23 protein-coding genes are annotated in these 19,168 nt (G+C 65.7%); 9 read left to right on the plus strand and 14 right to left on the minus strand.

The window, feature by feature from the left end; translation table 11 throughout:
* The first annotated feature begins 35 nt into the window (after window positions 1-35).
* Window positions 36-1,928: an alpha-amylase family glycosyl hydrolase gene (locus tag BUC15_RS03730; RefSeq protein WP_073186204.1), complete on the plus strand. Its 1,893-nt coding sequence runs from the start codon at window positions 36-38 to the stop codon at window positions 1,926-1,928.
* 6 nt (window positions 1,929-1,934) lie between these two features.
* Here the strand turns inward: BUC15_RS03730 and BUC15_RS03735 are convergent, their stop codons facing one another.
* The gene (locus BUC15_RS03735; RefSeq protein ID WP_073186205.1) at window positions 1,935-2,828 is read right to left on the minus strand and encodes a tetratricopeptide repeat protein; all 894 of its coding nucleotides are present in this window, start codon (window positions 2,826-2,828) and stop codon (window positions 1,935-1,937) included.
* Window positions 2,829-2,887: 59 nt separating this feature from the next.
* Here BUC15_RS03735 and pgm point away from each other — a divergent pair, with 59 nt between their 5' ends.
* Complete coding sequence (gene pgm / locus BUC15_RS03740; RefSeq protein WP_073186206.1) at window positions 2,888-4,513, plus strand: phosphoglucomutase (alpha-D-glucose-1,6-bisphosphate-dependent); 1,626 nt, start codon at window positions 2,888-2,890, stop codon at window positions 4,511-4,513.
* A 205-nt stretch (window positions 4,514-4,718) separates the two neighbouring features.
* On the opposite strand, the gene BUC15_RS03745 is transcribed toward pgm, so the two are convergent.
* Complete coding sequence (locus BUC15_RS03745; protein ID WP_073186207.1) at window positions 4,719-5,279, minus strand: PH domain-containing protein; 561 nt, start codon at window positions 5,277-5,279, stop codon at window positions 4,719-4,721.
* A gap of 6 nt (window positions 5,280-5,285) precedes the next feature.
* The gene (locus BUC15_RS19805) at window positions 5,286-5,441 is read right to left on the minus strand and encodes a hypothetical protein (protein WP_175558240.1); all 156 of its coding nucleotides are present in this window, start codon (window positions 5,439-5,441) and stop codon (window positions 5,286-5,288) included.
* Between the two features lie 92 nt (window positions 5,442-5,533).
* On the opposite strand from BUC15_RS19805, the gene mce reads away from it, so the two are divergent.
* The 6 genes from mce to BUC15_RS03775 all read left to right on the plus strand — a co-directional run bounded on the left by mce (window position 5,534) and on the right by BUC15_RS03775 (window position 10,164).
* Entirely contained in the window at window positions 5,534-5,983 is a 450-nt protein-coding gene (gene mce, locus BUC15_RS03750; protein ID WP_073186208.1) for a methylmalonyl-CoA epimerase, read from the plus strand.
* 137 nt (window positions 5,984-6,120) lie between these two features.
* The gene (locus tag BUC15_RS03755; protein ID WP_073186209.1) at window positions 6,121-7,182 is read left to right on the plus strand and encodes a DivIVA domain-containing protein; all 1,062 of its coding nucleotides are present in this window, start codon (window positions 6,121-6,123) and stop codon (window positions 7,180-7,182) included.
* Window positions 7,183-7,295: 113 nt separating this feature from the next.
* Window positions 7,296-8,399: an AI-2E family transporter gene (locus BUC15_RS03760; protein WP_245787878.1), complete on the plus strand. Its 1,104-nt coding sequence runs from the start codon at window positions 7,296-7,298 to the stop codon at window positions 8,397-8,399.
* 21 nt (window positions 8,400-8,420) lie between these two features.
* Window positions 8,421-9,116, plus strand: coding sequence for an endonuclease NucS (gene nucS, locus BUC15_RS03765; RefSeq protein ID WP_073186211.1), 696 nt, complete (start codon window positions 8,421-8,423; stop codon window positions 9,114-9,116).
* Window positions 9,116-9,391: a hypothetical protein gene (locus tag BUC15_RS03770; RefSeq protein WP_073186212.1), complete on the plus strand. Its 276-nt coding sequence runs from the start codon at window positions 9,116-9,118 to the stop codon at window positions 9,389-9,391. Before nucS ends, BUC15_RS03770 begins: the two co-directional genes overlap by 1 nt.
* The gene (locus BUC15_RS03775) at window positions 9,388-10,164 is read left to right on the plus strand and encodes an alpha/beta fold hydrolase (RefSeq protein ID WP_245787879.1); all 777 of its coding nucleotides are present in this window, start codon (window positions 9,388-9,390) and stop codon (window positions 10,162-10,164) included. Before BUC15_RS03770 ends, BUC15_RS03775 begins: the two co-directional genes overlap by 4 nt.
* 6 nt (window positions 10,165-10,170) lie before the next feature.
* On the opposite strand, the gene BUC15_RS03780 is transcribed toward BUC15_RS03775, so the two are convergent.
* Complete coding sequence (locus BUC15_RS03780) at window positions 10,171-10,776, minus strand: peptidylprolyl isomerase (protein ID WP_084189343.1); 606 nt, start codon at window positions 10,774-10,776, stop codon at window positions 10,171-10,173.
* Between the two features lie 124 nt (window positions 10,777-10,900).
* Here BUC15_RS03780 and BUC15_RS03785 point away from each other — a divergent pair, with 124 nt between their 5' ends.
* Complete coding sequence (locus BUC15_RS03785) at window positions 10,901-11,512, plus strand: cob(I)yrinic acid a,c-diamide adenosyltransferase (RefSeq protein ID WP_073186214.1); 612 nt, start codon at window positions 10,901-10,903, stop codon at window positions 11,510-11,512.
* Here the strand turns inward: BUC15_RS03785 and BUC15_RS03790 are convergent.
* From BUC15_RS03790 to BUC15_RS03835, 10 genes are all read right to left on the minus strand, one after another.
* Window positions 11,499-11,951, minus strand: coding sequence for a DUF2550 domain-containing protein (locus BUC15_RS03790; RefSeq protein ID WP_073186215.1), 453 nt, complete (start codon window positions 11,949-11,951; stop codon window positions 11,499-11,501). The genes BUC15_RS03785 and BUC15_RS03790 overlap by 14 nt on opposite strands.
* Before the next feature lie 71 nt (window positions 11,952-12,022).
* The gene (locus tag BUC15_RS03795; protein WP_073186216.1) at window positions 12,023-12,442 is read right to left on the minus strand and encodes a F0F1 ATP synthase subunit epsilon; all 420 of its coding nucleotides are present in this window, start codon (window positions 12,440-12,442) and stop codon (window positions 12,023-12,025) included.
* Between the two features lie 3 nt (window positions 12,443-12,445).
* Window positions 12,446-13,897 (minus strand): F0F1 ATP synthase subunit beta, encoded by a 1,452-nt coding sequence (atpD, locus tag BUC15_RS03800; protein ID WP_073186217.1) that lies wholly within the window; start codon window positions 13,895-13,897, stop codon window positions 12,446-12,448.
* Window positions 13,898-13,905: 8 nt separating this feature from the next.
* A complete protein-coding gene (locus BUC15_RS03805; protein ID WP_073186218.1) occupies window positions 13,906-14,835 on the minus strand; it encodes a F0F1 ATP synthase subunit gamma in 930 nt (309 codons plus the stop codon).
* A gap of 4 nt (window positions 14,836-14,839) precedes the next feature.
* Window positions 14,840-16,477 (minus strand): F0F1 ATP synthase subunit alpha, encoded by a 1,638-nt coding sequence (gene atpA, locus BUC15_RS03810; RefSeq protein WP_073186219.1) that lies wholly within the window; start codon window positions 16,475-16,477, stop codon window positions 14,840-14,842.
* Window positions 16,478-16,497: 20 nt separating this feature from the next.
* A complete protein-coding gene (locus BUC15_RS03815) occupies window positions 16,498-17,295 on the minus strand; it encodes a F0F1 ATP synthase subunit delta (protein WP_073186220.1) in 798 nt (265 codons plus the stop codon).
* On the minus strand, window positions 17,292-17,837 hold the full coding sequence (locus tag BUC15_RS03820) for a F0F1 ATP synthase subunit B (protein ID WP_073186221.1): 546 nt from the start codon (window positions 17,835-17,837) through the stop codon (window positions 17,292-17,294). Before BUC15_RS03820 ends, BUC15_RS03815 begins: the two co-directional genes overlap by 4 nt.
* Window positions 17,838-17,845: 8 nt before the next feature.
* The gene (gene atpE / locus BUC15_RS03825; RefSeq protein ID WP_073186222.1) at window positions 17,846-18,064 is read right to left on the minus strand and encodes an ATP synthase F0 subunit C; all 219 of its coding nucleotides are present in this window, start codon (window positions 18,062-18,064) and stop codon (window positions 17,846-17,848) included.
* 58 nt (window positions 18,065-18,122) lie between these two features.
* On the minus strand, window positions 18,123-18,905 hold the full coding sequence (atpB, locus tag BUC15_RS03830; RefSeq protein WP_073186223.1) for a F0F1 ATP synthase subunit A: 783 nt from the start codon (window positions 18,903-18,905) through the stop codon (window positions 18,123-18,125).
* A gap of 17 nt (window positions 18,906-18,922) precedes the next feature.
* Window positions 18,923-19,153 (minus strand): hypothetical protein, encoded by a 231-nt coding sequence (locus BUC15_RS03835; RefSeq protein WP_073186224.1) that lies wholly within the window; start codon window positions 19,151-19,153, stop codon window positions 18,923-18,925.
* Between the last annotated feature and the right edge of the window lie 15 nt (window positions 19,154-19,168).

Consider the following 19,168-nt stretch of genomic DNA (forward strand, 5'->3'; position numbering starts at 1 on the left):
CACCTGACGACTCGTAGTCCAATAGGATCGGATCCGTGGCCACTCTCACCGCTGAGACCGATACCGACAAGCAGTTCATCCGAGACTGGGCCGAGGCCCGTTCCGGCGCCTTCGAGGCCTCTTTCGCCACCCGATTCGACGAACACTTTCCGGAGTTGCACCGCCTCTTCCTCCTGATCTACGGCACGCACCCCGATGGCCTGGAGGCCCTGGCCGAGGTGGTCACGCTGGCTGCGGAGTCTTGGAAGCAGCGCCCGGCCGACCTGCGCCTCCTCGACGCCGAACGGGTGGCCGACCCAGGCTGGTACCGGTCGGAGCGGATGCTCGGGGGCGTCTGCTACGTGGACAGGTACGCCGGATCGATCAGCGCCGTGGCGGACCACATCGGCTATTTCCGCGAGCTGGGGCTCACCTACCTGCACCTGATGCCGCTGTTCCGCTGCCCAGAGGGAAACAACGACGGCGGCTACGCCGTCAGCAGCTACCGCGAGACCGATCCGCTTCTCGGCACGATGGACGACCTGGCGGAACTAACCCCCAAACTCCGCGCGGCCGGCATCTCGCCGGTGGTCGATTTCATCTTCAACCACACCAGCTCCGAGCATGAATGGGCACGCCGCTGTGTGGCTGGCGATCCCGCCTACAAGGACTTCTATCTCATCTTCCCCGACCGCACGATGCCGGACGCCTACGACCGCACCACCCGCGAGATCTTCCCGGACGACCACGCCGGATCGTTCGTCCAGCTCCCTGACGGCCGCTGGATCTGGTCGACCTTCTACCACTTCCAGTGGGACCTGAACTACGCCAACCCTGCCGTTTTCCGCGCGATGGCCGGCGAGATGCTCTTCCTCGCCAACCAGGGCATCGAGGTGCTGCGGATGGATGCGGTCGCATTCATCTGGAAGCGGCTGGGCACCAGCTGCGAGTCCCTGCCCGAGGCGCACTACCTGCTGCAGGCGTTCAACCGGGTCCTCCGGCTCGCCGCTCCGGCGCTGATCTTCAAATCGGAGGCGATCGTCCACCCGGACGAGGTCATCCAGTACATCTCACCGGGGGAATGCCAGATCTCCTACAACCCCCTCCAGATGGCGCTGACCTGGGAGGCGTTGGCGACCCGCGATGCCCGGCTACTGAGCCAGGCGATCGAACGCCGTCATGGCCTCCCCGACGGCACCGCCTGGGTCAACTACGTTCGCGGACACGACGATATCGGCTGGACCTTCGCAGACGAGGACGCGGCAGAGCTCGGCATCAACGGCTTCGAGCACCGTCGCTTCCTCAACAACTTCTACATCGGTCGCCACCCAGGTACCTTCGCCCGCGGTGCCGCCTTCCAGGAGAATCCACTGACAGGCGACGCGCGGATCGCGGGCACCACCGCCTCGCTGGCGGGCATCGAGGCCGGTGACGCCGGGGGCGAGGACCGCGTCATCCTGGCACATGCCGTTGCCATGAGCACCGGCGGCATGCCGCTGCTCTACCTCGGCGACGAGGTCGCCCAACTCAACGACTACTACTACCGGGACCGCCCGGCTGAGGCGGGCGACAGCCGGTGGGTGAACCGGCCGTTCCGCCCCGAGGTCGCCTACAACGCGCGCCATGACACCAGGACGACGGCCGGGCGCGTCTTCACGCGGCTCAGGCACCTGCTGGAACTCCGAGGGGAGACCCCGGAGTTCGGTGGCAACGAGCTGACGGCGTTCCACACGCCGCACCCCTCGGTGCTGGCCTATCAGCGGCCCGGCGCCGACCATGTGGTCCTGGTTCTCGCCAACTTCGGCGACCACCCCGTCCACATCGAGGCCTTGACCCTCTCCGGCTTTGCGGCCTCTGCCGAGGACCTCATCAGCGGAGGACAGGCCGACCTCAGCCAGGGAGTCAGCCTCCCCGGGCACGGCTTCAGGTGGCTACGGGTGGCCCGCTGACGCGTCTCAGAAGAGGACGGTCGCGAGTCGACGACGGGCTTTGAGCACCACCTGCTCCGTGCGGCCAGCGACCTCGAACAGTTCGAGCAGGCGCACCCGGATCGGGTCGCGATCTTCAGCGGCGACCTCCGCCGCGAGGCCGAGCAGACGGTCGAACGCCTCCTCGTAGCGGCCGTTGATCACCTCGAGGTCGGCCGCGTCGAACTGGGCCGGCAGGTCGTCGGGCTTCTCGGAGGCCGCGCGCACGATGGCCGCGGCATCGAATCCGGTGCTCCGGTCGAGCAGCGCCGCTTGCGCGCGCCCGGCGATCACCTCGGCATCGCGCGGGGTTTCCTTCAGCAGTGCGTCGAACTCGGTGACCGCCCGGGAGAAGTCCCCGGCCGCGAGCGCAGCGTCGGCCTTGTCGAAGCGCGGGTTCGTGGGGGGCTCCTCGTCTCCGGAGGTTGGGGCACCCGCGACGGGCTCGGCCCGGCCCGTCAGGCCGTTGGCGACGGCGAGCTGCGCCACCTGGTCGAGCACCGCCGAGATGTCCTCGCGTGAAGACGTGCCCTGGAAGAGCGGGGCCAGCTGACCGCCGATCAGCGCAACCACGGTCGGCACCGCCTGCACGCCGAGCGCCTGCGCCAGCCTTGGCTCGGCGTCCACGTCGACCCTCGCGAGCAGGAAGCGGCCCGCGGCGGCGTTGACGATGTCCTTCAGCGACTCGGAGACCGCGCTTCCTGACGGGTCGCGAGGCGAATGGAACTCCACGATGACCGGGTGCTTGGCCGACCTGCCGACCACGGCCTCGAAGTCCGCCTCCGTCAGATCCATCACGTAGCCACCGGCAGCCGGCGCCCCAGAGCCGGAAAGGGAGGACAGGTCAACGGCGCCGGGTCGGCTGAAATTCGCATCGGTCATACCCCCTATCTTGGCCGCGGTTTGCCCTACCTTCAACCGCACGGCAATAGGATGGGACCATGGCACATGAGCGCGCCGGGCTACCGGCCCAGGAATCCGATCTGATTGATGTGGACAAGGTCATCGCGGCCTACTACGACCTCGTCCCCGATCCGAATCATCCCGACCAGCGGGTCGTCTTCGGCACCTCGGGGCACCGGGGCTCCAGCCTCGACACCGCCTTCAACGAGGCCCACATCGCGGCCACCACACAGGCGATCGTCGAGTACCGCGCGGCGCAGGGCACCACCGGGCCGCTGTTCATCGGCAAGGACACCCACGCCCTTTCGATGCCGGCCTGGAAGACGGCCATCGAGGTGCTGCATGCCGCCGGCGTCGAGGTGCTGGCTGAGCGTGAAGACGAGTACACCCCCACCCCCGCAGTTTCGCGGGCCATCATCCGCTACAACATGGACCGCCGCGACGCGCTGGCAGACGGGATCGTCGTCACCCCTTCGCACAACCCGCCCCGCGACGGCGGCTTCAAGTACAACCCACCCAACGGTGGCCCCGCCGACACCGATGCGACCTCGGTGATCGCGGCAAGGGCAAACGAACTGCTGGCGGACTTCCGCTCGATCGGCAGGCAGCCGTACGAGCGGATCTCGGGCGAGATCACCCGCTACGACTACCGCACGCCCTACTGCAACGAGCTCTCGCTCGCGCTGAACCTCGACGCGATCCGTGGCTCGGGCCTGCGTCACGGAGCCGACCCCCTGGGTGGCGCCTCGGTGCAGTACTGGGAGTTCCTGGCCGAGCAGGGGCTGCCGATCGAGGTGGTAAACCCACTGGTCGATCCGACTTGGCGCTTCATGACGCTCGATACCGACGGCAAGATCCGGATGGACTGCTCCTCGCCCAACGCGATGGCTTCCCTCGTGCAGCAGCGCAGCGCCTACTCGTTGGCCACCGGAAACGACGCCGACTCCGACCGGCACGGCATCGTCACCCCCGATGCGGGCCTGATGAACCCCAACGCCTATCTCGCGGTGGCGATCAACTATCTCTTCGCCAACCGGCCTGGCTGGTCGCCGGAGGCTGGAGTCGGCAAGACGTTGGTGTCGAGTTCGATCATCGACAAGGTCGCGGGCAAGCTGGGCCGCCGCCTCGTCGAGGTACCGGTCGGCTTCAAGTGGTTCGTCCCCGGCCTTACCGATGGGTCGATCGGGTTCGGCGGCGAGGAGTCGGCAGGGGCCTCGTTCCTGACCCTCGCGGGGAAGACGTGGACCACCGACAAGGACGGCATCCTGCTGGCACTGTTGGCCTCCGAGATCCTGGCTGTGACCGGCAAGACCCCGAGCCAGCACTACGCGGAACTCGAAGCCGAGTTCGGCCGTTCGTTCTACGCGCGTGTCGACGCCGACGCCGACCGTGAGCAGAAGGCCAGGCTGTCGAGGCTCAGCGCGGAAGACGTCACCGTCACCGAACTCGCGGGTGAACCGATCACGGCGATCCTGTCGCACGCGCCGGGCAATGGCGCGGCCATCGGCGGCATCAAGGTCACCACCGAACATGCCTGGTTCGCGGCCCGCCCGTCGGGCACGGAAGACAAGTACAAGATCTACGCCGAATCGCTCAAGGGGTCGGAGCACCTGGCCGAGGTGCAGTCGGCTGCCAAGTCGTTGGTCGACACCGCGCTGGCCTGATCCACCACATGGCTCGGCCTGCGCATCCGTTCCGGTACGCAGGCCGAGCCAAGGTTTCCCCGTCGATGGTGGACTGCCGAGAATCGACCAGTGGCCGATTCTGATGCGTCAGGCGACGAAGATCGCCCGCTGCCCGGACGGGTTCCGCCCGCCAACCCGCGGGATGGGTGCCTTGAGCGGAACACAAGAGGCGCGCGGCGAGCGTTCAGGTGCCGTCCGGGTCTTCGTCGGCCCCGTCGTCCCAGCGGTCGACCGACATGGTCTGACGCAGGCCCGACAGTTGGATGACGCGCTGGATGGTCAGGTCGCGCTGTTGGGGGTTCCCGACGAAGCGGATCTCACGCAGGCCCTGATCCTGCGCGGCGGTCTCGAAGACGAAGTGTCCGTAGCCGCAGATCTTGCCGTCGAAGGACTGCGACATCGAGATGTCCAGGATCCGGCTCATGGGCATGGTCGCCAGGTTGGTGTTGAAAACGCCGTGTACCCGGAAGACCCGCATGTTCGTGATCACGAACCGGTCCATGTAGGCGACGTGAACCTTCCAGACGCCGATGCCCAGCGCCGCGAGGCCGAGGATCATGGGTAGCCAGAATGCGCGCCCGGCCGGGACCATGAACATGAACAACGGGATGCTGCAGATGATCAGGCAGTACCACCAGAAAGTCGCGGCCCAGTGCTTGTGCACCTCGTCAATGACGACCTCGCCCTCGACGGTCAGCAGGTGCGCCTCGATATCCGGCTCGAGCAGCCGCCGAACTAGGCCCATGGTGTGCTAGCCGGCAAGCGTCGTGAAGAAGCGTCCGATCGATTCGAAGGCGCCGAGGAACGTGCGCACCGCCTCGGCGGCCGCCTCGGGGCGCGTGAAGAGGTAGTACAACACGAACGCGACCACGAGGATCAACAGGATCTTCTTGATCCAAGTACCCACTTCGACGTCCCTCCTTGCCTAGAACGGCTACCAGTCTGCCTGACGGGGACCCCGCCCGCACAACCGACGCGCCGGTGTGGGAAGCTGGACCCATGGATAATTCTGATCTTTTCATCTGCATCGATCACGTCGGCCTGGCTGTCCCGGACCTGGACGAGGCCATCAAGTTCCATAGCGAAGTCTTCGGCTGGCGCGAGCTGCACCGCGAAGTCAATGAGGAGCAGGGCGTCGCCGAGGCCATGATCGGCACCGGCGAGCAGGGCGTCGAGAACGCCAAGATTCAGCTGCTCGCCCCCCTGAACGAGAACTCGACGATCGCGAAGTTCCTCGCCAAGAACGGCCCGGGAATGCAGCAGCTCGCCTACCGCGTTGCCGATCTCGACCACGTCAGCGAAGTGCTGCGTGAGCGTGGCATGCGTCTGCTCTTCCCCGAAGCCAGGCGCGGCACCGCTGGTTCGCGCATCAACTTCGTCCACCCGAAGGACGCCCGCGGGGTGCTGCTCGAGCTCGTCGAGCTGCCGAAGGAGCCCGCGGAACACTGATCCGCGAACACTGAGCTGCGGCCCCGGGCGACTCTCGTCTCCGGGGCCGCGGCCGATTCCACCGCCACAGTGTCTCCACTCACGCAGGAAACCACCGGAGCGACTAATCTCTGAGGCAGACCTTGAAAGGACCGTTCGTGACTGAATCGACTGGCGATCTCGCCACTGAGGAAACCGGCCTCAGCCTGTTCGAGGACAGCGCAAGTGCCGCCGGCAATTTCCCGCACGCGATGCTCGGATACGACAAGCACTCTGTGGACAGCTACATCCGCGAGATGGAGTCGAAGTTGGCCGACCTCAAGGCCCAGGTCCGAGAGCGGAGCAGGGAGATCCAGTTCGTCAGGTCCGAGGTCGGAACAACCGACTTCACCCGCCTCGGAGCACACGCGACCAGTCTGCTCAAGGCGGCCGAGGCGCAGGCCGGAGACATCATCGACAGGGCCGAGCACGAGGCGGAGCGGATCAAGACCGAGGCGAGGCGCTCCGCCGCCGCGCTCCGCGACATAGCGCAACAGGAGGCCGACGACGTCCGCCTGACGGGCCTGTCAGCTCTGCGCGAACTGCGGCAGGTTCAGGCCGAGGCCGGGGAGGCCGCCCTTGAGCAGGCGCGACGGGACGCCGACCTGCTTGTGGAGGACGCAAGGCAGCGGGCGAAATCCCTCGTCGACGCCGCGAACCAGAAGCGTGACGCGCTGCTGGAGACCACCCGGGTCGAGGCCCTACGAAAGGAGCAGGAGGCCAAGAGCAAGGCATCGCAGATCCTCGCCGCCGCCCACAAGGATGCCGAGGATTCACTCGCCAGGACAGTCTCCGACGCCAAGGACGCAGAGGACCTCCTGGTCGAGCGCCTTGCACAGTCCGACAAGGACATCGCGGCCGCCGACCTGCGCGCCGCCAGCGCCCGCGAAGAGGCCGCGATGGTCAGGGCGGATGCGATCAAGCAGGCCGAGGAGATCCGGCTCGCGGCGACCCGCGAGAGCGAGGCCACCCTCGCAGCGGTGCGCGAGCGCGCCCGCCAGCAGGAGGAGGATCTGGAGGAGCGGGTCGCGTGGCGCACCGAACAACTCAAACGCGAGATCGCCTCACTTGAAGCCCGCAAGTCGAACGCGCTCGGCCAACTGAACAACCTGCGCGCCCTCGCGGAGGAATCGGGAGCCCAGTTCGCGGACGAGCCGACAGCCGTCATTCCGAACAACTGACCGTGGACCAACCCACCCAGGAGGATCCGCAACCTGGGACCCACCTCCCGATCGCCACGAACCAGCACAGACGACGCGGTGCGTGGAGGTGGCTGCGGGGCGCGGGCCGCAAGGTGAGTGTCTTCGTCGCCCCACCGCCGTTGGAGGAACCGGTCCCGGTGCCACCGGCTGAACCGCTGCATCTGGATCAGAAACAGCGTTCCCCGCTGTTCATGGGCTTCTTCGGGGGTATCGGTGTCCTGCTGGCGATCGCCCTCGGGCAGGCGGTCATCCAGGTCCAGAGCGTACTCATCCTCGTGGTCCTTTCCATGTTCCTGGCCCTCGGCCTGAACCCGGCGGTCGAGTCCCTCACCCGCCGCCGCGCCCCGCGCAGCCTCGCCGTCACGATCGTCACGCTGGCGCTCCTCGGGGTGATCGCGCTTGGGTTCACCGCCCTGGTGCCGATCCTCACCGAACAGACGACACGGCTCAGCAGCAACCTGCCCGGGCTGCTCCAGAACCTCGTCGAGCAGCCCCAACTGCGCGAACTCAACGACCGCTACCTGATCACGTCGCGGATCGAGTCATTCCTCGCGTCAGGCAACCTGATCAACACTCTCTTCGGCGGCATCATGGGCGCCGGACGCATCGTCGCCAACGTCGTGTTCTCGTTCATCATGACCCTGGTGCTCACCATCTATTTCCTGGCCTCGCTCCCCTCGATCAAGGAGACGATCTACGCGCTGGCGCCTGCGAGCCGTCGCCCCCGCGCCAAGTACCTTGCAGATGAGATCTTCCGCGGAGTGTCGGGCTACATCATGGGCATGTTCGTGATCGTGGCCTTCGCGTCGGTGTGTGCGTTCATTTTCATGAACCTGGCCGGGTTGGGCGCATACTCCCTCGCGTTGGGTTTCGTGGTGGCCCTGTTCTGTTTCATCCCGTTGGTCGGCTCATCGCTGGCGATGATCTCCGTCGCTCTGGTCGGCTTCGCCATCGACCCGGCCATCGGGATCGCGACCATCATCTATTTCCTGATCTACCAGCAGTTCGACGCGTACGTGTTGTACCCGAACGTGATGAAGAAGACCGTCAAGGTGCCAGGTGCACTGGTCGTACTGTCCGCGATCATCGGGGGCATGCTGTTCGGCATCATCGGGGCACTGATCGCCATCCCGACCACCGCGGCGGTACTGCTGCTCTACCGCGAGATTGTCCGCCCAGCGCTGGACGCGTCCTGAGCACGAAGGTAGGTTGATCGGGTGCGTTTGGTTATTGCCCGGTGTCAGGTCGACTACGTCGGTCGCCTGACCGCCCACCTACCGATGGCCACGCGACTGGTCCTGGTCAAGGCGGACGGATCGGTCTCGGTGCATGCCGACGACCGTGCCTACAAGCCGCTGAACTGGATGAGCCCGCCCTGCACGCTGAGCGTCTCGGAACCAGATCCCGAGACCGCCGCAGCGCTCGGGGTCACCGAGGTCTGGCAGGTCAAGGCAAAGGACGGCGACACCCTACGGATCTCGCTGGCAGAGGTGTTCCACGACTCCGCACACGAACTCGGGATCGACCCGGGGCTGCAGAAGGACGGGGTTGAGGCACACCTCCAAGCGCTCCTGGCGGATCACCCGTCCACGCTGGGTGAAGGCCTTGCGCTGGTCCAACGCGAGTACCTCACCCCCATCGGGCCCGTCGACCTGCTTCTGCGCGACGGCTCAGGCAGCTACGTCGCCGTCGAGGTGAAGCGTCGCGGCGAGATCGACGGCGTCGAACAGTTGACCCGGTATCTGGACCTGATGAACCGCGATCCCCGACTCGCCCCCGTGCGCGGCATCTTCGCAGGGCAACAGATCAAACCGCAGGCCCGCACGCTGGCCGCAGACCGTGGCATCGAATGGCGGCTGATCGACTACGACGCGCTGCGCGGCATGGACAATGCGGATGAGCGGTTGTTCTGATGGCCAAGCGCCCGTCGAAACACCTGCGCACGCCGCGGCCGCTGCTCTCCGGTGGATCGCAGCGCAGGGTGCGCAAGGGCGGCGTCGACTACATCGTCAGGGACGTGGCGGCTCAGCGTTCGCAGAAGGAGTACCGCTGTCCGGGATGCTCACAGCGGATCGCTCCAGGCACCGCCCACGTCGTCGCCTGGCCCGCAACGCCTCCTCCCGGTAGCGAGTCCGGGCTCGAGGTGCGCCGCCACTGGCACCCGCACTGCTGGAGCGTGGCATCGTGAGGCTCCACGAGGTCGTCATGGGATCGAGCTACCGCCAGGTCGTCTTCCTGCACGGCCTGTTCGGGCAGGGTAAGAACTTTGGCTCGATCGCCACAGCGCTCTCCGATACCGCGACGTGCCATCTGGTCGACCTTCCCAACCACGGCCGCTCGCCTTGGACCGAGGATTTCGATCTGGATGAGCAGGCCGGCCTCATCGCGGAATGGATCGCCGACACCATCCCCGCGCCGGTGGCGCTCATCGGGCACTCGCTGGGCGGCAAGATCGCGATGCGGCTAGCTCTGCAGCATCCGGAACTGGTCGACCGGCTCATGGTGGTCGACATCTCGCCCGCCAGGAACGAGGCCGCGCAGTCGTTCGACGTGCTCGTCGCGGCGCTGCGGCACCTGGACATCGACCACCTCACCAGCAGAACCGGTGCGGACCGCGCCCTGCGGGCTGAGATCCCCAACGATGTGGTCCGCCGGTTCCTGCTCCAGAACCTTCAGCACAAGGGCGAGCACTGGTCCTGGGCGGCGAACCTGGACCTGCTGGGCGACTCCCTCTATGAGGTTGGGGGTTGGCCGAGCATCAACGGCACCTACGACGGCCCGGTGTTCTGGGTGACCGGCGGTCGCTCACCGTACGTCCTGCCTGAACACACGGCCATCATGCGCGAGCTCTTCCCGAGGATGGTTCAGATCACTCTCAAACGGGCCGGCCACTGGGTCCATGCCGACGAACCGGGCGCCTTTCTCGAGATCTGTCGACGTTTCCTGGCAGCCCAGTCGTGAGGCGGCTCAGCCCAGCGCGACCGAGGTGATCAGGGCCTCTGCGATGGGTGAGGTGCCATCGGCCGCGTCCACTCCCTGCGCAGCAATGCCGCCGACCACGTCGATCCCCGCCTGGTCCATCGTCCCGAACACGGTGTAGTCGGGGGGCAGATCCGTATCGGCGTAGACCAGGAAGAACTGCGACCCGCTGGTGTCCTTGCCGCGGTTGGCCATCGCCACGGTGCCCGCCGGGTACGACGTCGAGTCGGTGACTTCATCTTTCATGGTGTATCCGGGCCCGCCGGTTCCGGTCCCGGTGGGGTCACCGCACTGCAGCACGAAGATGCCGTAGTCGGTCAGGCGGTGGCATGAAGTGTCATCGAAATAGCCCTGTTCGGCCAACGACACGAACGAATTGACCGTGCAGGGCGCCTCGGTGCGATCCATTGTGATCGCGATATCACCCGCGGTCAGCTTCAGGGTGGCCGTCACGGTGCCCTCGCTCGGGGCGATCTGCTCCGGCAGGTCGACGGGTTTCGCCGGTGACCCGTCCGACGGATAGGAGCAGGACACGGTGCCGCTGGGCACCTCGTCCCCGGGGTTGGAACTGTTCGCATCCGAACAGGCGGTCATCGCCAGCACACAGCCGACTGTAAGGATGATAGGAAAGAGACGATTGCGCACACGCCTACTTTGTCACATGAACGCTTCCTGAGAGGGACCCGAGCCTGGGCGTGGCGGCAAGTAGATTGGTGCCATGGTCACACTCTCGAAGATCTACACCAGAACCGGCGACGGCGGGTCGACCCGGCTGTCCGACAACTCAGAGGTCGCCAAGACCGACCCACGGGTCGAGGCCTACGGCGACACCGACGAAGCCAACTCCGCCATCGGCGTTGCGATCGCGTTGGGGGGCCTGCCAGACCGGGTGGTGGAGATGCTCGCGCTCATCCGCAATGAGATTTTCGACGTTGGCGCCGACCTGTCGACCCCACTGAATCCGGCACCGAAGTGGCCGCCGCTCCGGATAGAGCAGCGCTCCATCGACCGCCTCGAATCCTACTGCGACGAACTACAGGCGGAATTGCCCGTGCTACGTAGCTTCATCCTGCCCGGCGGCACCCCCTCAGGGGCCCAGCTCCACGTCGCCCGCACCATCACCCGACGTGCGGAGCGCGCAGCCTGGCGTTGCCGGGAGGTGTTTGGAACCGAGCAGGAAGGCGGTGTCAATCCGTTGGCCATCACCTATCTGAACCGGCTCTCCGACCTGCTCTTCATCATGAGCCGGGTCGCCAACGGCACGCAGCATGAGGTGCTCTGGGTCCAAGGCACCGATCGCGAAAAGCCCGGGCCGGTCAGTCAGGGCTGACCGGAAGATAGAAACTGCTCCCCGGGGGCGCCGATTCCAACCAGCTCATCAGCGCCAGCGCCTCGCCGCTCGCCATCGCGAGCGCGTCGGTGGCCCCCGTGGTGCGGTTCTGGACCGTCACCACCACCGAGCCTTCGAACAGCGCGATGGCCTCAAGCCCTTGGGGGATGCGTTGGTGGACGTAGGCCGTCGTCATCCGGGGAAACACGAGCCTTGGCCTGAGGCTGATGGAGAAGGATCGGAACCACTCCAACTGCTCACCGCGGTAGCGGGCGACACCCAGCATCCAGCCCGGCCCCGGCACCCCCTGCACCTGGAATGCACAGTCGAAGAGGCCCCCTTGGCCGGTCAACCATCGGCGCCGGATGTAGAGCAGCACGAACGGGACCAGAATCACCGCGACGACGCCGAGCGTCACCAGCAGGATGTCCCACGGCATGCCTCGTCCCTTCCCCCGATACGTGACTCAGGGCAGCCCCTCGTGGGACCGCCCTGAGCGTGTGTGTGTCGCTAGCCGACCACCTGATTGGCTGCCGCCTCACCGGCTCGGATCTGCGCCTTCAGGATCCTGAGGCGATGCAGTTCCTTGTCGTCGGCCTGACCCTGATAGGCCTTGGTCGACAACGCCGCGGCCTCCTTGTGCGCCTCTTCGAGGCCGACCTCGTGGCCGAGGGTCGCCACCGGAGACAGAATCGACACCCGTCCGTGCGCCACGGAGATGAATCCCCCGTCGACCGCGATGGTCTCGCTCCTGCCGTCGCTGGTGACTACCTCCACGGCGCAGGGCGTCAGCACCGCCATCACCGGCTCATGGCCTGGCAGGATACCGATGTCGCCGTCGACCGTGCGCGCGATGACGTTGATCGCCTCGCCCGACCAGACCTGCCGGTCGGCGGCGACCACCTCCACGTGGAGCGGATCACGGGCCATGGGTCAGCTTTCCTTCTGGATCTTGGCCCACGCAGCCATCACGTCTTCCATGCCGCCGACGTTGAAGAAGGCCTGCTCGGCGATGTGGTCGACGTCACCGTTGCAGATCATCTTGAACGACTCGATCGTCTCCGCCAACGGCACCGACGAGCCCGGGATGTTGGTGAACTTCTCGGCCATGTAGGTGTTCTGCGACAGGAACTGCTGGATACGGCGGGCCCGATTGACAATGATCTTGTCCTCTTCGGACAACTCGTCGATACCGAGGATGGCGATGATGTCCTGCAGTTCCTTGTTGCGCTGGAGGATCTGCTTGACGCGGACCGCGGTGTCGTAGTGGTCCTGCCCGATGTACTGCGGGTCGAGAATGCGCGACGAGGAACTCAGCGGATCGACGGCCGGGTAGAGGCCGCGCGAGGCGATCTCACGGGAAAGTTCGGTCGTGGCGTCCAGGTGCGCGAACGTCGTGGCCGGGGCCGGGTCGGTGTAGTCGTCGGCTGGCACGTAGATCGCCTGCATCGAGGTGATCGAGTGCCCCCTGGTCGACGTGATGCGCTCCTGCAATTGCCCCATCTCGTCAGCCAGGTTCGGTTGGTAGCCCACCGCCGAAGGCATGCGGCCCAGCAGGGTCGACACCTCGGAGCCTGCCTGCGTGAAGCGGAAGATGTTGTCGATGAACAGCAGGACGTCCTGGTTCTGCACGTCGCGGAAGTACTCCGCCATCGTCAGGGCGGACAGCGCGACCCTGAGGCGCGTGCCCGGAGGCTCGTCCATCTGGCCGAAAACCAGCGCGGTGTCCTTGAGGACCCCGGCCTCCTCCATCTCATTGATGAGGTCGTTGCCCTCGCGGGTGCGCTCGCCCACACCGGCGAACACGGAGGTGCCGCCGAAGTTGTGTGCGATGCGGTAGATCATTTCCTGGATCAGGACGGTCTTTCCGACGCCCGCGCCACCGAACAGGCCGATCTTGCCGCCCTGCACGTAGGGGGTCAGCAGGTCGAGCACCTTGATGCCGGTCTCCAGCATCTGGGTACGCGACTCGAGTGCGTCGAACTTCGGGGCGGCGCGGTGGATTGGCCAGCGTTTCGTGATCTCGATCGTCGACGGGTCGACGTTGAGGACATCGCCGGTCACATTCCAGACGTGGCCCTTGGTCACATCACCGACGGGCACCGAGATCGGGGCACCGGTGTCGCGCACCTCGGCGCCGCGGCGCATGCCGTCGGTGGGCTTCAACGCAATGGCGCGCACAATGTTGTCGCCGACCTGGAGAGCGACCTCCATCGTCATGGTCCGCTTCTCACCCATCACCTCGGTGTCGACGAGCAGCGCGTTGCCGATCTCGGGGATCTGATCTCCCGCGAACTCGACGTCCACAACTGGGCCGATGACGCGGGCGACGCGGCCGATGCCGCCGGTGCTGGCCTGCACAGTCTCGCTCACAGTGGCAGTCATTAGTTTCCTCATTCGTTTCCGGCTGATTCGGCCAGCGCCGAGGCGCCACCGACGATTTCAGTGATTTCCTGGGTGATCTCGGCCTGACGTGCCTGGTTGGCTTGCCGTGTCAGCTGCTCGATCAGGGTCTGCGCGTTGTCCGTTGCCGACTTCATCGCCCGCTGTCGGCTCGCCAACTCGGAGGCGGCCGACATCTGGAGAGCGAAGAAGACCCGGTTCGACACGAACATCGGGAACAGTGCATCGAGCACCGTATGCGGGTCGGGTTCGAACGAGTAGATCGGCGCCGACTGATCCGCCGGAGCCTCGCTGTCCTCGAGCGGCATGTCGTCGGAGTCCACGACCTCGACGGGAAGGAGGCGTCGCGGCAGCGGCAGCTGGGTGACCATCGAGACGAACCTGGTGCCGACCGTGTGAACCTGGTCGACCCCGCCCTCCTCGGTCGGCTTCAGGAAGCTCGTTGACAACGCCCTTCCGATCTCGCGCGCCCGCTCAAAGGTCGGTGCATCGGAGAACCCCGTCCAGCTCTGCACGATGGGGATGTTGCGGAAATCGTAGTATCCGACCCCCTTCTGCCCGGTGACGTAGAGGTCGACCTCCTGGCCCTCCGCCATCAGCTTTGCTCGAAGCTGTTCGCCCGCCTTGATGGCGTTGGACGAGTAGGCACCCGCGAGACCCCGGTCGCTCGTGATGACAAGCAACGCTGAACGCTTCGGGTTCGGGACATGCCGGAGGAGCGGATGGTCGATCTCGTCGTTGGCGAACGCGAGGGCGGTCATGGCGTGATCAAGCTCGCGGGTGTAGGGCGCGGCAGCCCGCGCCGCCTGCTGAGCTTTCACGATCCGTGAGGCCGCGATCAGTTCCATCGCGCGGGTGATCTTCTTCGTGGTCGAAACGGACTTCCGACGTTGCCGGAGCTCCCGCAGACTGCTGGCCATCGGATCAGCCCCGCTTCTGGCGGACGATCGTCTCCTGGCCGATCTCCTCGTCGCTCAGCGGAGTGTGGTTCTCACGGCCGACCAGCGACTTGCCCTCAGAGGTACGGAACAGAGGCTTGAAATCAGCCAGGGCCTTGATCGTGGCAGCCTTGCGGTCGTCGCCGAACAGGAAGTCGGACGCGATCCCGCGCAGCACGTCACTGTTGTGGCTGAGGTAGTCGAGGAACTCCTGCTCGAACCGGAGCACGTCTTCGACCGGAACGTCGTCGAAGTGCCCCTCGAGGCCCGCCCACACGCTGATCACCTGGTTCTCAACCGGGTAAGGCGCATACTGGCCCTGCCTGAGCAGCTCGGTGAGCCTGGCGCCCCGGTCGAGCTGCCGCCTTGTGGCGGCGTCGAGATCCGAGGCGAACATTGCGAACGCCTGCATGTCGCGGTACTGCGCAAGGCTGATCTTCAGCGACCCGGCGACCTGCTTCATAGCCTTGACCTGCGCGGCACCGCCGACACGGGAGACCGAGACGCCAACGTCGACCGCCGGGCGCTGGTTCGCGTTGAACAGGTCCGACTGGAGGAAGATCTGGCCATCGGTGATGGAGATCACGTTGGTGGGGATGTAGGCCGACACGTCGTTCGCCTTGGTCTCGATGATCGGAAGCCCGGTCATCGACCCTCCGCCCAGCTCGTTCGAGAGCTTGGCGCAGCGCTCCAGGAGGCGGGAGTGGAGGTAGAACACGTCGCCGGGGTAGGCCTCGCGACCCGGAGGACGTCGGAGCAGCAACGACATCGCGCGGTAGGCCTCGGCCTGCTTGGTGAGGTCGTCGAACACGATCAGGACGTGCTTGCCGCCATACATCCAGTGCTGGCCGATCGCCGAGCCGGCGTACGGCGCGATGTACTTGAATCCTGCCGGATCGGATGCGGGTGAGTGCACGATGGTGGTGTACTCGAGAGCCCCGGCCTGCTCAAGGGTGCCGCGCACCTCTGCGATGGTCGAGCCCTTCTGGCCGATGGCGACGTAGATGCAGCGGACCTGCTTCTTGGGGTCGCCCGATTCCCAGTTCGACTTCTGGTTGATGATCGTGTCGATGGCGATGGCCGTCTTGCCGGTCTTGCGGTCGCCGATGATGAGCTGGCGCTGCCCGCGGCCGATCGGGATCATCGCGTCGATGGCCTTCAGCCCGGTCTGCAGCGGTTCGCGGACCTCCTGACGGTCCATGACGCCCGCGGCCTGCAACTCGAGTGCGCGGCGTCCCTCAATGCCGCTGATCTCGCCGAGGCCGTCGATCGGGTTACCCATCGCGTCGACGACGCGGCCGAGGTAGCCGTCCCCGACAGGGACCGACAGCACATCGCCGGTGCCGTGCACCGTGGAGCCCTCGTCGATGCCTTCAGATTCGCCGAGGACGACGACGCCGATCTCACGCTCGTCCAGGTTAAGGGCGATCCCCAACGTGCCGTTCTCGAAGCGCAGCAACTCGTTCGCCATTGCCGAGGGGAGCCCCTCGACCCGGGCGATGCCATCGCCGGAACTGACGACGGTGCCGACCTCGGTGCGCGTGGCGCCGGACGGAACATACGTCTTGACGAAGGTGTCGAGAGCGCTGCGGATCTCGTCTGGACTGATGGTGAGTTCAGCCATTGCGTCCTACTTTCTGATTCTCACAAGTTGATGAGTTGCCGGCGGGCGTCTTCGAGCCGGGCAGCAACGGTTGATTCGTACACGTCATCGCCGAGGGAGACGCTCACGCCACCCAACACGGCCGGGTCGACGGTGATCTGGATGGACACCGGACCACCGATCTGTGCCTCGAGTGCGGACTTCAGCCGGGCGGTGCGACCGGCGTCGAGGGGTCGGGCGACGGTCACCTTGGCGATCCGTTGACCGGTCAGCCGCGCAGCCATGTCCAGGTACCCCTGGACGGTGTTGACGAAGGTCCGGCGCCGCGCCTTGACCGCGCGGTTGACCAGCTCAAGGGTCAAAGGTGAAACCTTGCCCCGGAACAGACCCGAAACCAGCGAGCGCTTGGCCTCCACCGGAAACGCGGGGTTGCGCAGTGTGGAGCTGAGCTCGTGGTTCTCGTCAACGAGTGCCGAAATCTGGAACAGCTGCGCGGTCACCTCGTCGAGCTTGCGCTCCCTGCGGGCCTGGCTGAGCGCGAGCCGGACCCCCTGGCGATCGAGAGCCGAAACCAGCGCGTTGCCGCTCGGGTGAGCGGCCTTCACGACCGCCTCCAGAACGAGCGACGTCGCGGGAGCCACCCGCTTCGAGAGGAGTTTGCGGGCGAGCCCGGCCCGGGACTCATCGGAGGCCGACGGGTCGGACAGCGATCGACGCAGCATCGGCTGGCCGTCGAGCAGATCGACGACGGCGAACAGCTCGGCGGCCGTGCCGGCATCGGTGGTGATGCCGTCAATTTCGGCGTCGAGCCCGGCGATTGCGGCGTCGCGGGCCGTCATCGGGCCTGCCCTGCCGTCTCAAGCTCGGCGAGGAACCGATCGATGGTGCGCTGTGCGCGGGCATCGTCGTCAAGAGATTCGCCGACGATCCGACCGGCGAGGTCCGTGGCCAGGCCGCCGACCTCTCCACGCAACTCCACGAGCAACTGGGACCTCTCGGCATCCAGCTGCGAGCGACCGGAGTCGAGGATCCGTGCGGATTCCTTGACGGCCTTTTCGCGGGCCTCGGCCAGGATGGTCGCCGACTGGTTCTTGGCGTCCTCGCGGATACGGGCAGCCTCTTCCCGCGCGGCCGAAAGCTGGTCGTTGTAATCGGCCAGCGCCGCCTCGGCCTTCGCCTCGGCTGCCGCAGCGCGCTGCATGCCGCCCTCGATCTTGTCGGACCGCTCCTGGTACATCTTCTCGAAGGCGGGGACGACTACCTTCCACATGATGACGAAGATGATCAGCATCAAAACGATGCCGATGATCAACTCCGACGCGTGGCGGGGCAGCAGGGGCCCTAGATCGAGCTCCTGAAGCACCCCTGTAGTGGGGACCATGACGCGGCTCAGAGAACGAAGGCGAGTGCGATGGCGATGATGGCGAGAGCCTCAACCACGGCGAAGCCGATGAAGGCGGTGCTCATCATGGCGCCACGTGCCTCAGGCTGACGGGCGGTGCCGTTGATGACCGACGCGAAGATCCAGGCGACGCCGAGGGCCGGAGCGATCGTGGCGATCGCGTAGCCGATCATGTTCAGCGAGCCGGTGATTTCGAGGAGGGACATTGTTTTCCTTTCGGATGGCTTACTCGGCTCCTTGTGTGGCCGAGAAGTCGGTTTGGACTTAGTGCGCCTCGGCGATCGAGGTGGACACGTACTGGGCGGTGAGCACGGTGAAGATATAGGCCTGCAGTGCACCGATGAACAGCTCAAGCAGCATGATTACGAGGCTGAATGCCAACGAAACGCCACCGGCCACGTTGAAGAAGGTGTTGTTCGCGTAGGTGATCAGGAATCCACCGCCCACGACAAAGACCATCACGACCAGGTGCCCGGCGAACATGTTCGCAAACAGACGCAGCGCCAGCGTGATGGGGCGCGTGATGAAGGTGGCGAGGAACTCGAGCGGGATCACGATCGGCAGCAGATAGCCGGGGACACCCTCGGGGATCAGTGCCTTCTTCAGGAAACCTCCGAAGCCCCACTTCTTGAATCCAGCTCCGACGTAGATCAGCCAGGAGAGGATGGCGAGCCCGTACGCGTAGCCCACGTTGGAGAACGTCGGGTACATGAAGAGGAAGAACTCACCGAACCAGTTGTTCACCAGGAGGAACGAGAACAGACCGAGCAGGTACGGGAGGAACTTGCGGAAATCCGAGTGCAGGATGTCACGGGCGATGCCATTGCGGACGAACTCGTAGATGTACTCTGCGGCGAATTGGCCCTTGGAGGGCTTGACCTTGAGGTTCCGGGAGGCGATCCACCACAGGATGATCACGAGCAGCGCCCCGATCACCGCCTGAGCGAACGGCTTGTTGAACCAGTCGGGGAGTACCCCCGGCCACATTGAGTCCCACTTGAAGTCGTCGACGCCGGGCGGCGTGTAGCCGCCGCCACCGCTCTCCATCGGAAGTAGCCCTAGTGTCACGTACCGCTCCCGTATCGTTTGATGATCAGGTACAGGCTGAGGACGAGGCCGAGAATCAGGCCGACCGGCAACAACCATGAGGTTTTCAAGAAATAGTCACCAGCCCAGCCCAGGCCCCCGTAGAAGATAAGTCCCGCGAGGATGTAACTGAGCACAACCATGCCATCTTCGGTGCCCGTGGGACCTTTCGGTTCGTTGTCCCCGGGTGGCGTAGGTGTGGTGCCCATGTCGAGGTTGAGCCT

Source organism: Tessaracoccus bendigoensis DSM 12906 (genome assembly GCF_900141915.1).
GTDB lineage: Bacteria > Actinomycetota > Actinomycetes > Propionibacteriales > Propionibacteriaceae > Arachnia > Arachnia bendigoensis.

Bases quoted from the DNA above. Each gene is read 5' to 3' on its own strand.
- BUC15_RS03805 (WP_073186218.1), bottom strand. From the start codon at position 14,835: ATGGCCAGCAGTCTGCGGGAGCTCCGGCAACGTCGGAAGTCCGTTTCG.
- pgm (WP_073186206.1), top strand. From the start codon at position 2,888: ATGGCACATGAGCGCGCCGGGCTACCGGCCCAGGAATCCGATCTGATT.
- BUC15_RS03770 (WP_073186212.1), top strand. From the start codon at position 9,116: ATGGCCAAGCGCCCGTCGAAACACCTGCGCACGCCGCGGCCGCTGCTC.
- BUC15_RS03745 (WP_073186207.1), bottom strand. From the start codon at position 5,279: ATGGGCCTAGTTCGGCGGCTGCTCGAGCCGGATATCGAGGCGCACCTG.
- BUC15_RS03835 (WP_073186224.1), bottom strand. From the start codon at position 19,153: ATGGGCACCACACCTACGCCACCCGGGGACAACGAACCGAAAGGTCCC.
- BUC15_RS03795 (WP_073186216.1), bottom strand. From the start codon at position 12,442: ATGGCCCGTGATCCGCTCCACGTGGAGGTGGTCGCCGCCGACCGGCAG.
- atpA (WP_073186219.1), bottom strand. From the start codon at position 16,477: ATGGCTGAACTCACCATCAGTCCAGACGAGATCCGCAGCGCTCTCGAC.
- BUC15_RS03785 (WP_073186214.1), top strand. From the start codon at position 10,901: ATGGTCACACTCTCGAAGATCTACACCAGAACCGGCGACGGCGGGTCG.
- mce (WP_073186208.1), top strand. From the start codon at position 5,534: ATGGATAATTCTGATCTTTTCATCTGCATCGATCACGTCGGCCTGGCT.
- BUC15_RS03820 (WP_073186221.1), bottom strand. From the start codon at position 17,837: ATGGTCCCCACTACAGGGGTGCTTCAGGAGCTCGATCTAGGGCCCCTG.
- BUC15_RS03790 (WP_073186215.1), bottom strand. From the start codon at position 11,951: ATGCCGTGGGACATCCTGCTGGTGACGCTCGGCGTCGTCGCGGTGATT.
- BUC15_RS03780 (WP_084189343.1), bottom strand. From the start codon at position 10,776: ATGACCGCCTGTTCGGATGCGAACAGTTCCAACCCCGGGGACGAGGTG.
- BUC15_RS03815 (WP_073186220.1), bottom strand. From the start codon at position 17,295: ATGACGGCCCGCGACGCCGCAATCGCCGGGCTCGACGCCGAAATTGAC.
- BUC15_RS03735 (WP_073186205.1), bottom strand. From the start codon at position 2,828: ATGACCGATGCGAATTTCAGCCGACCCGGCGCCGTTGACCTGTCCTCC.
- atpD (WP_073186217.1), bottom strand. From the start codon at position 13,897: ATGACTGCCACTGTGAGCGAGACTGTGCAGGCCAGCACCGGCGGCATC.
- atpE (WP_073186222.1), bottom strand. From the start codon at position 18,064: ATGTCCCTCCTCGAAATCACCGGCTCGCTGAACATGATCGGCTACGCG.
- atpB (WP_073186223.1), bottom strand. From the start codon at position 18,905: ATGGAGAGCGGTGGCGGCGGCTACACGCCGCCCGGCGTCGACGACTTC.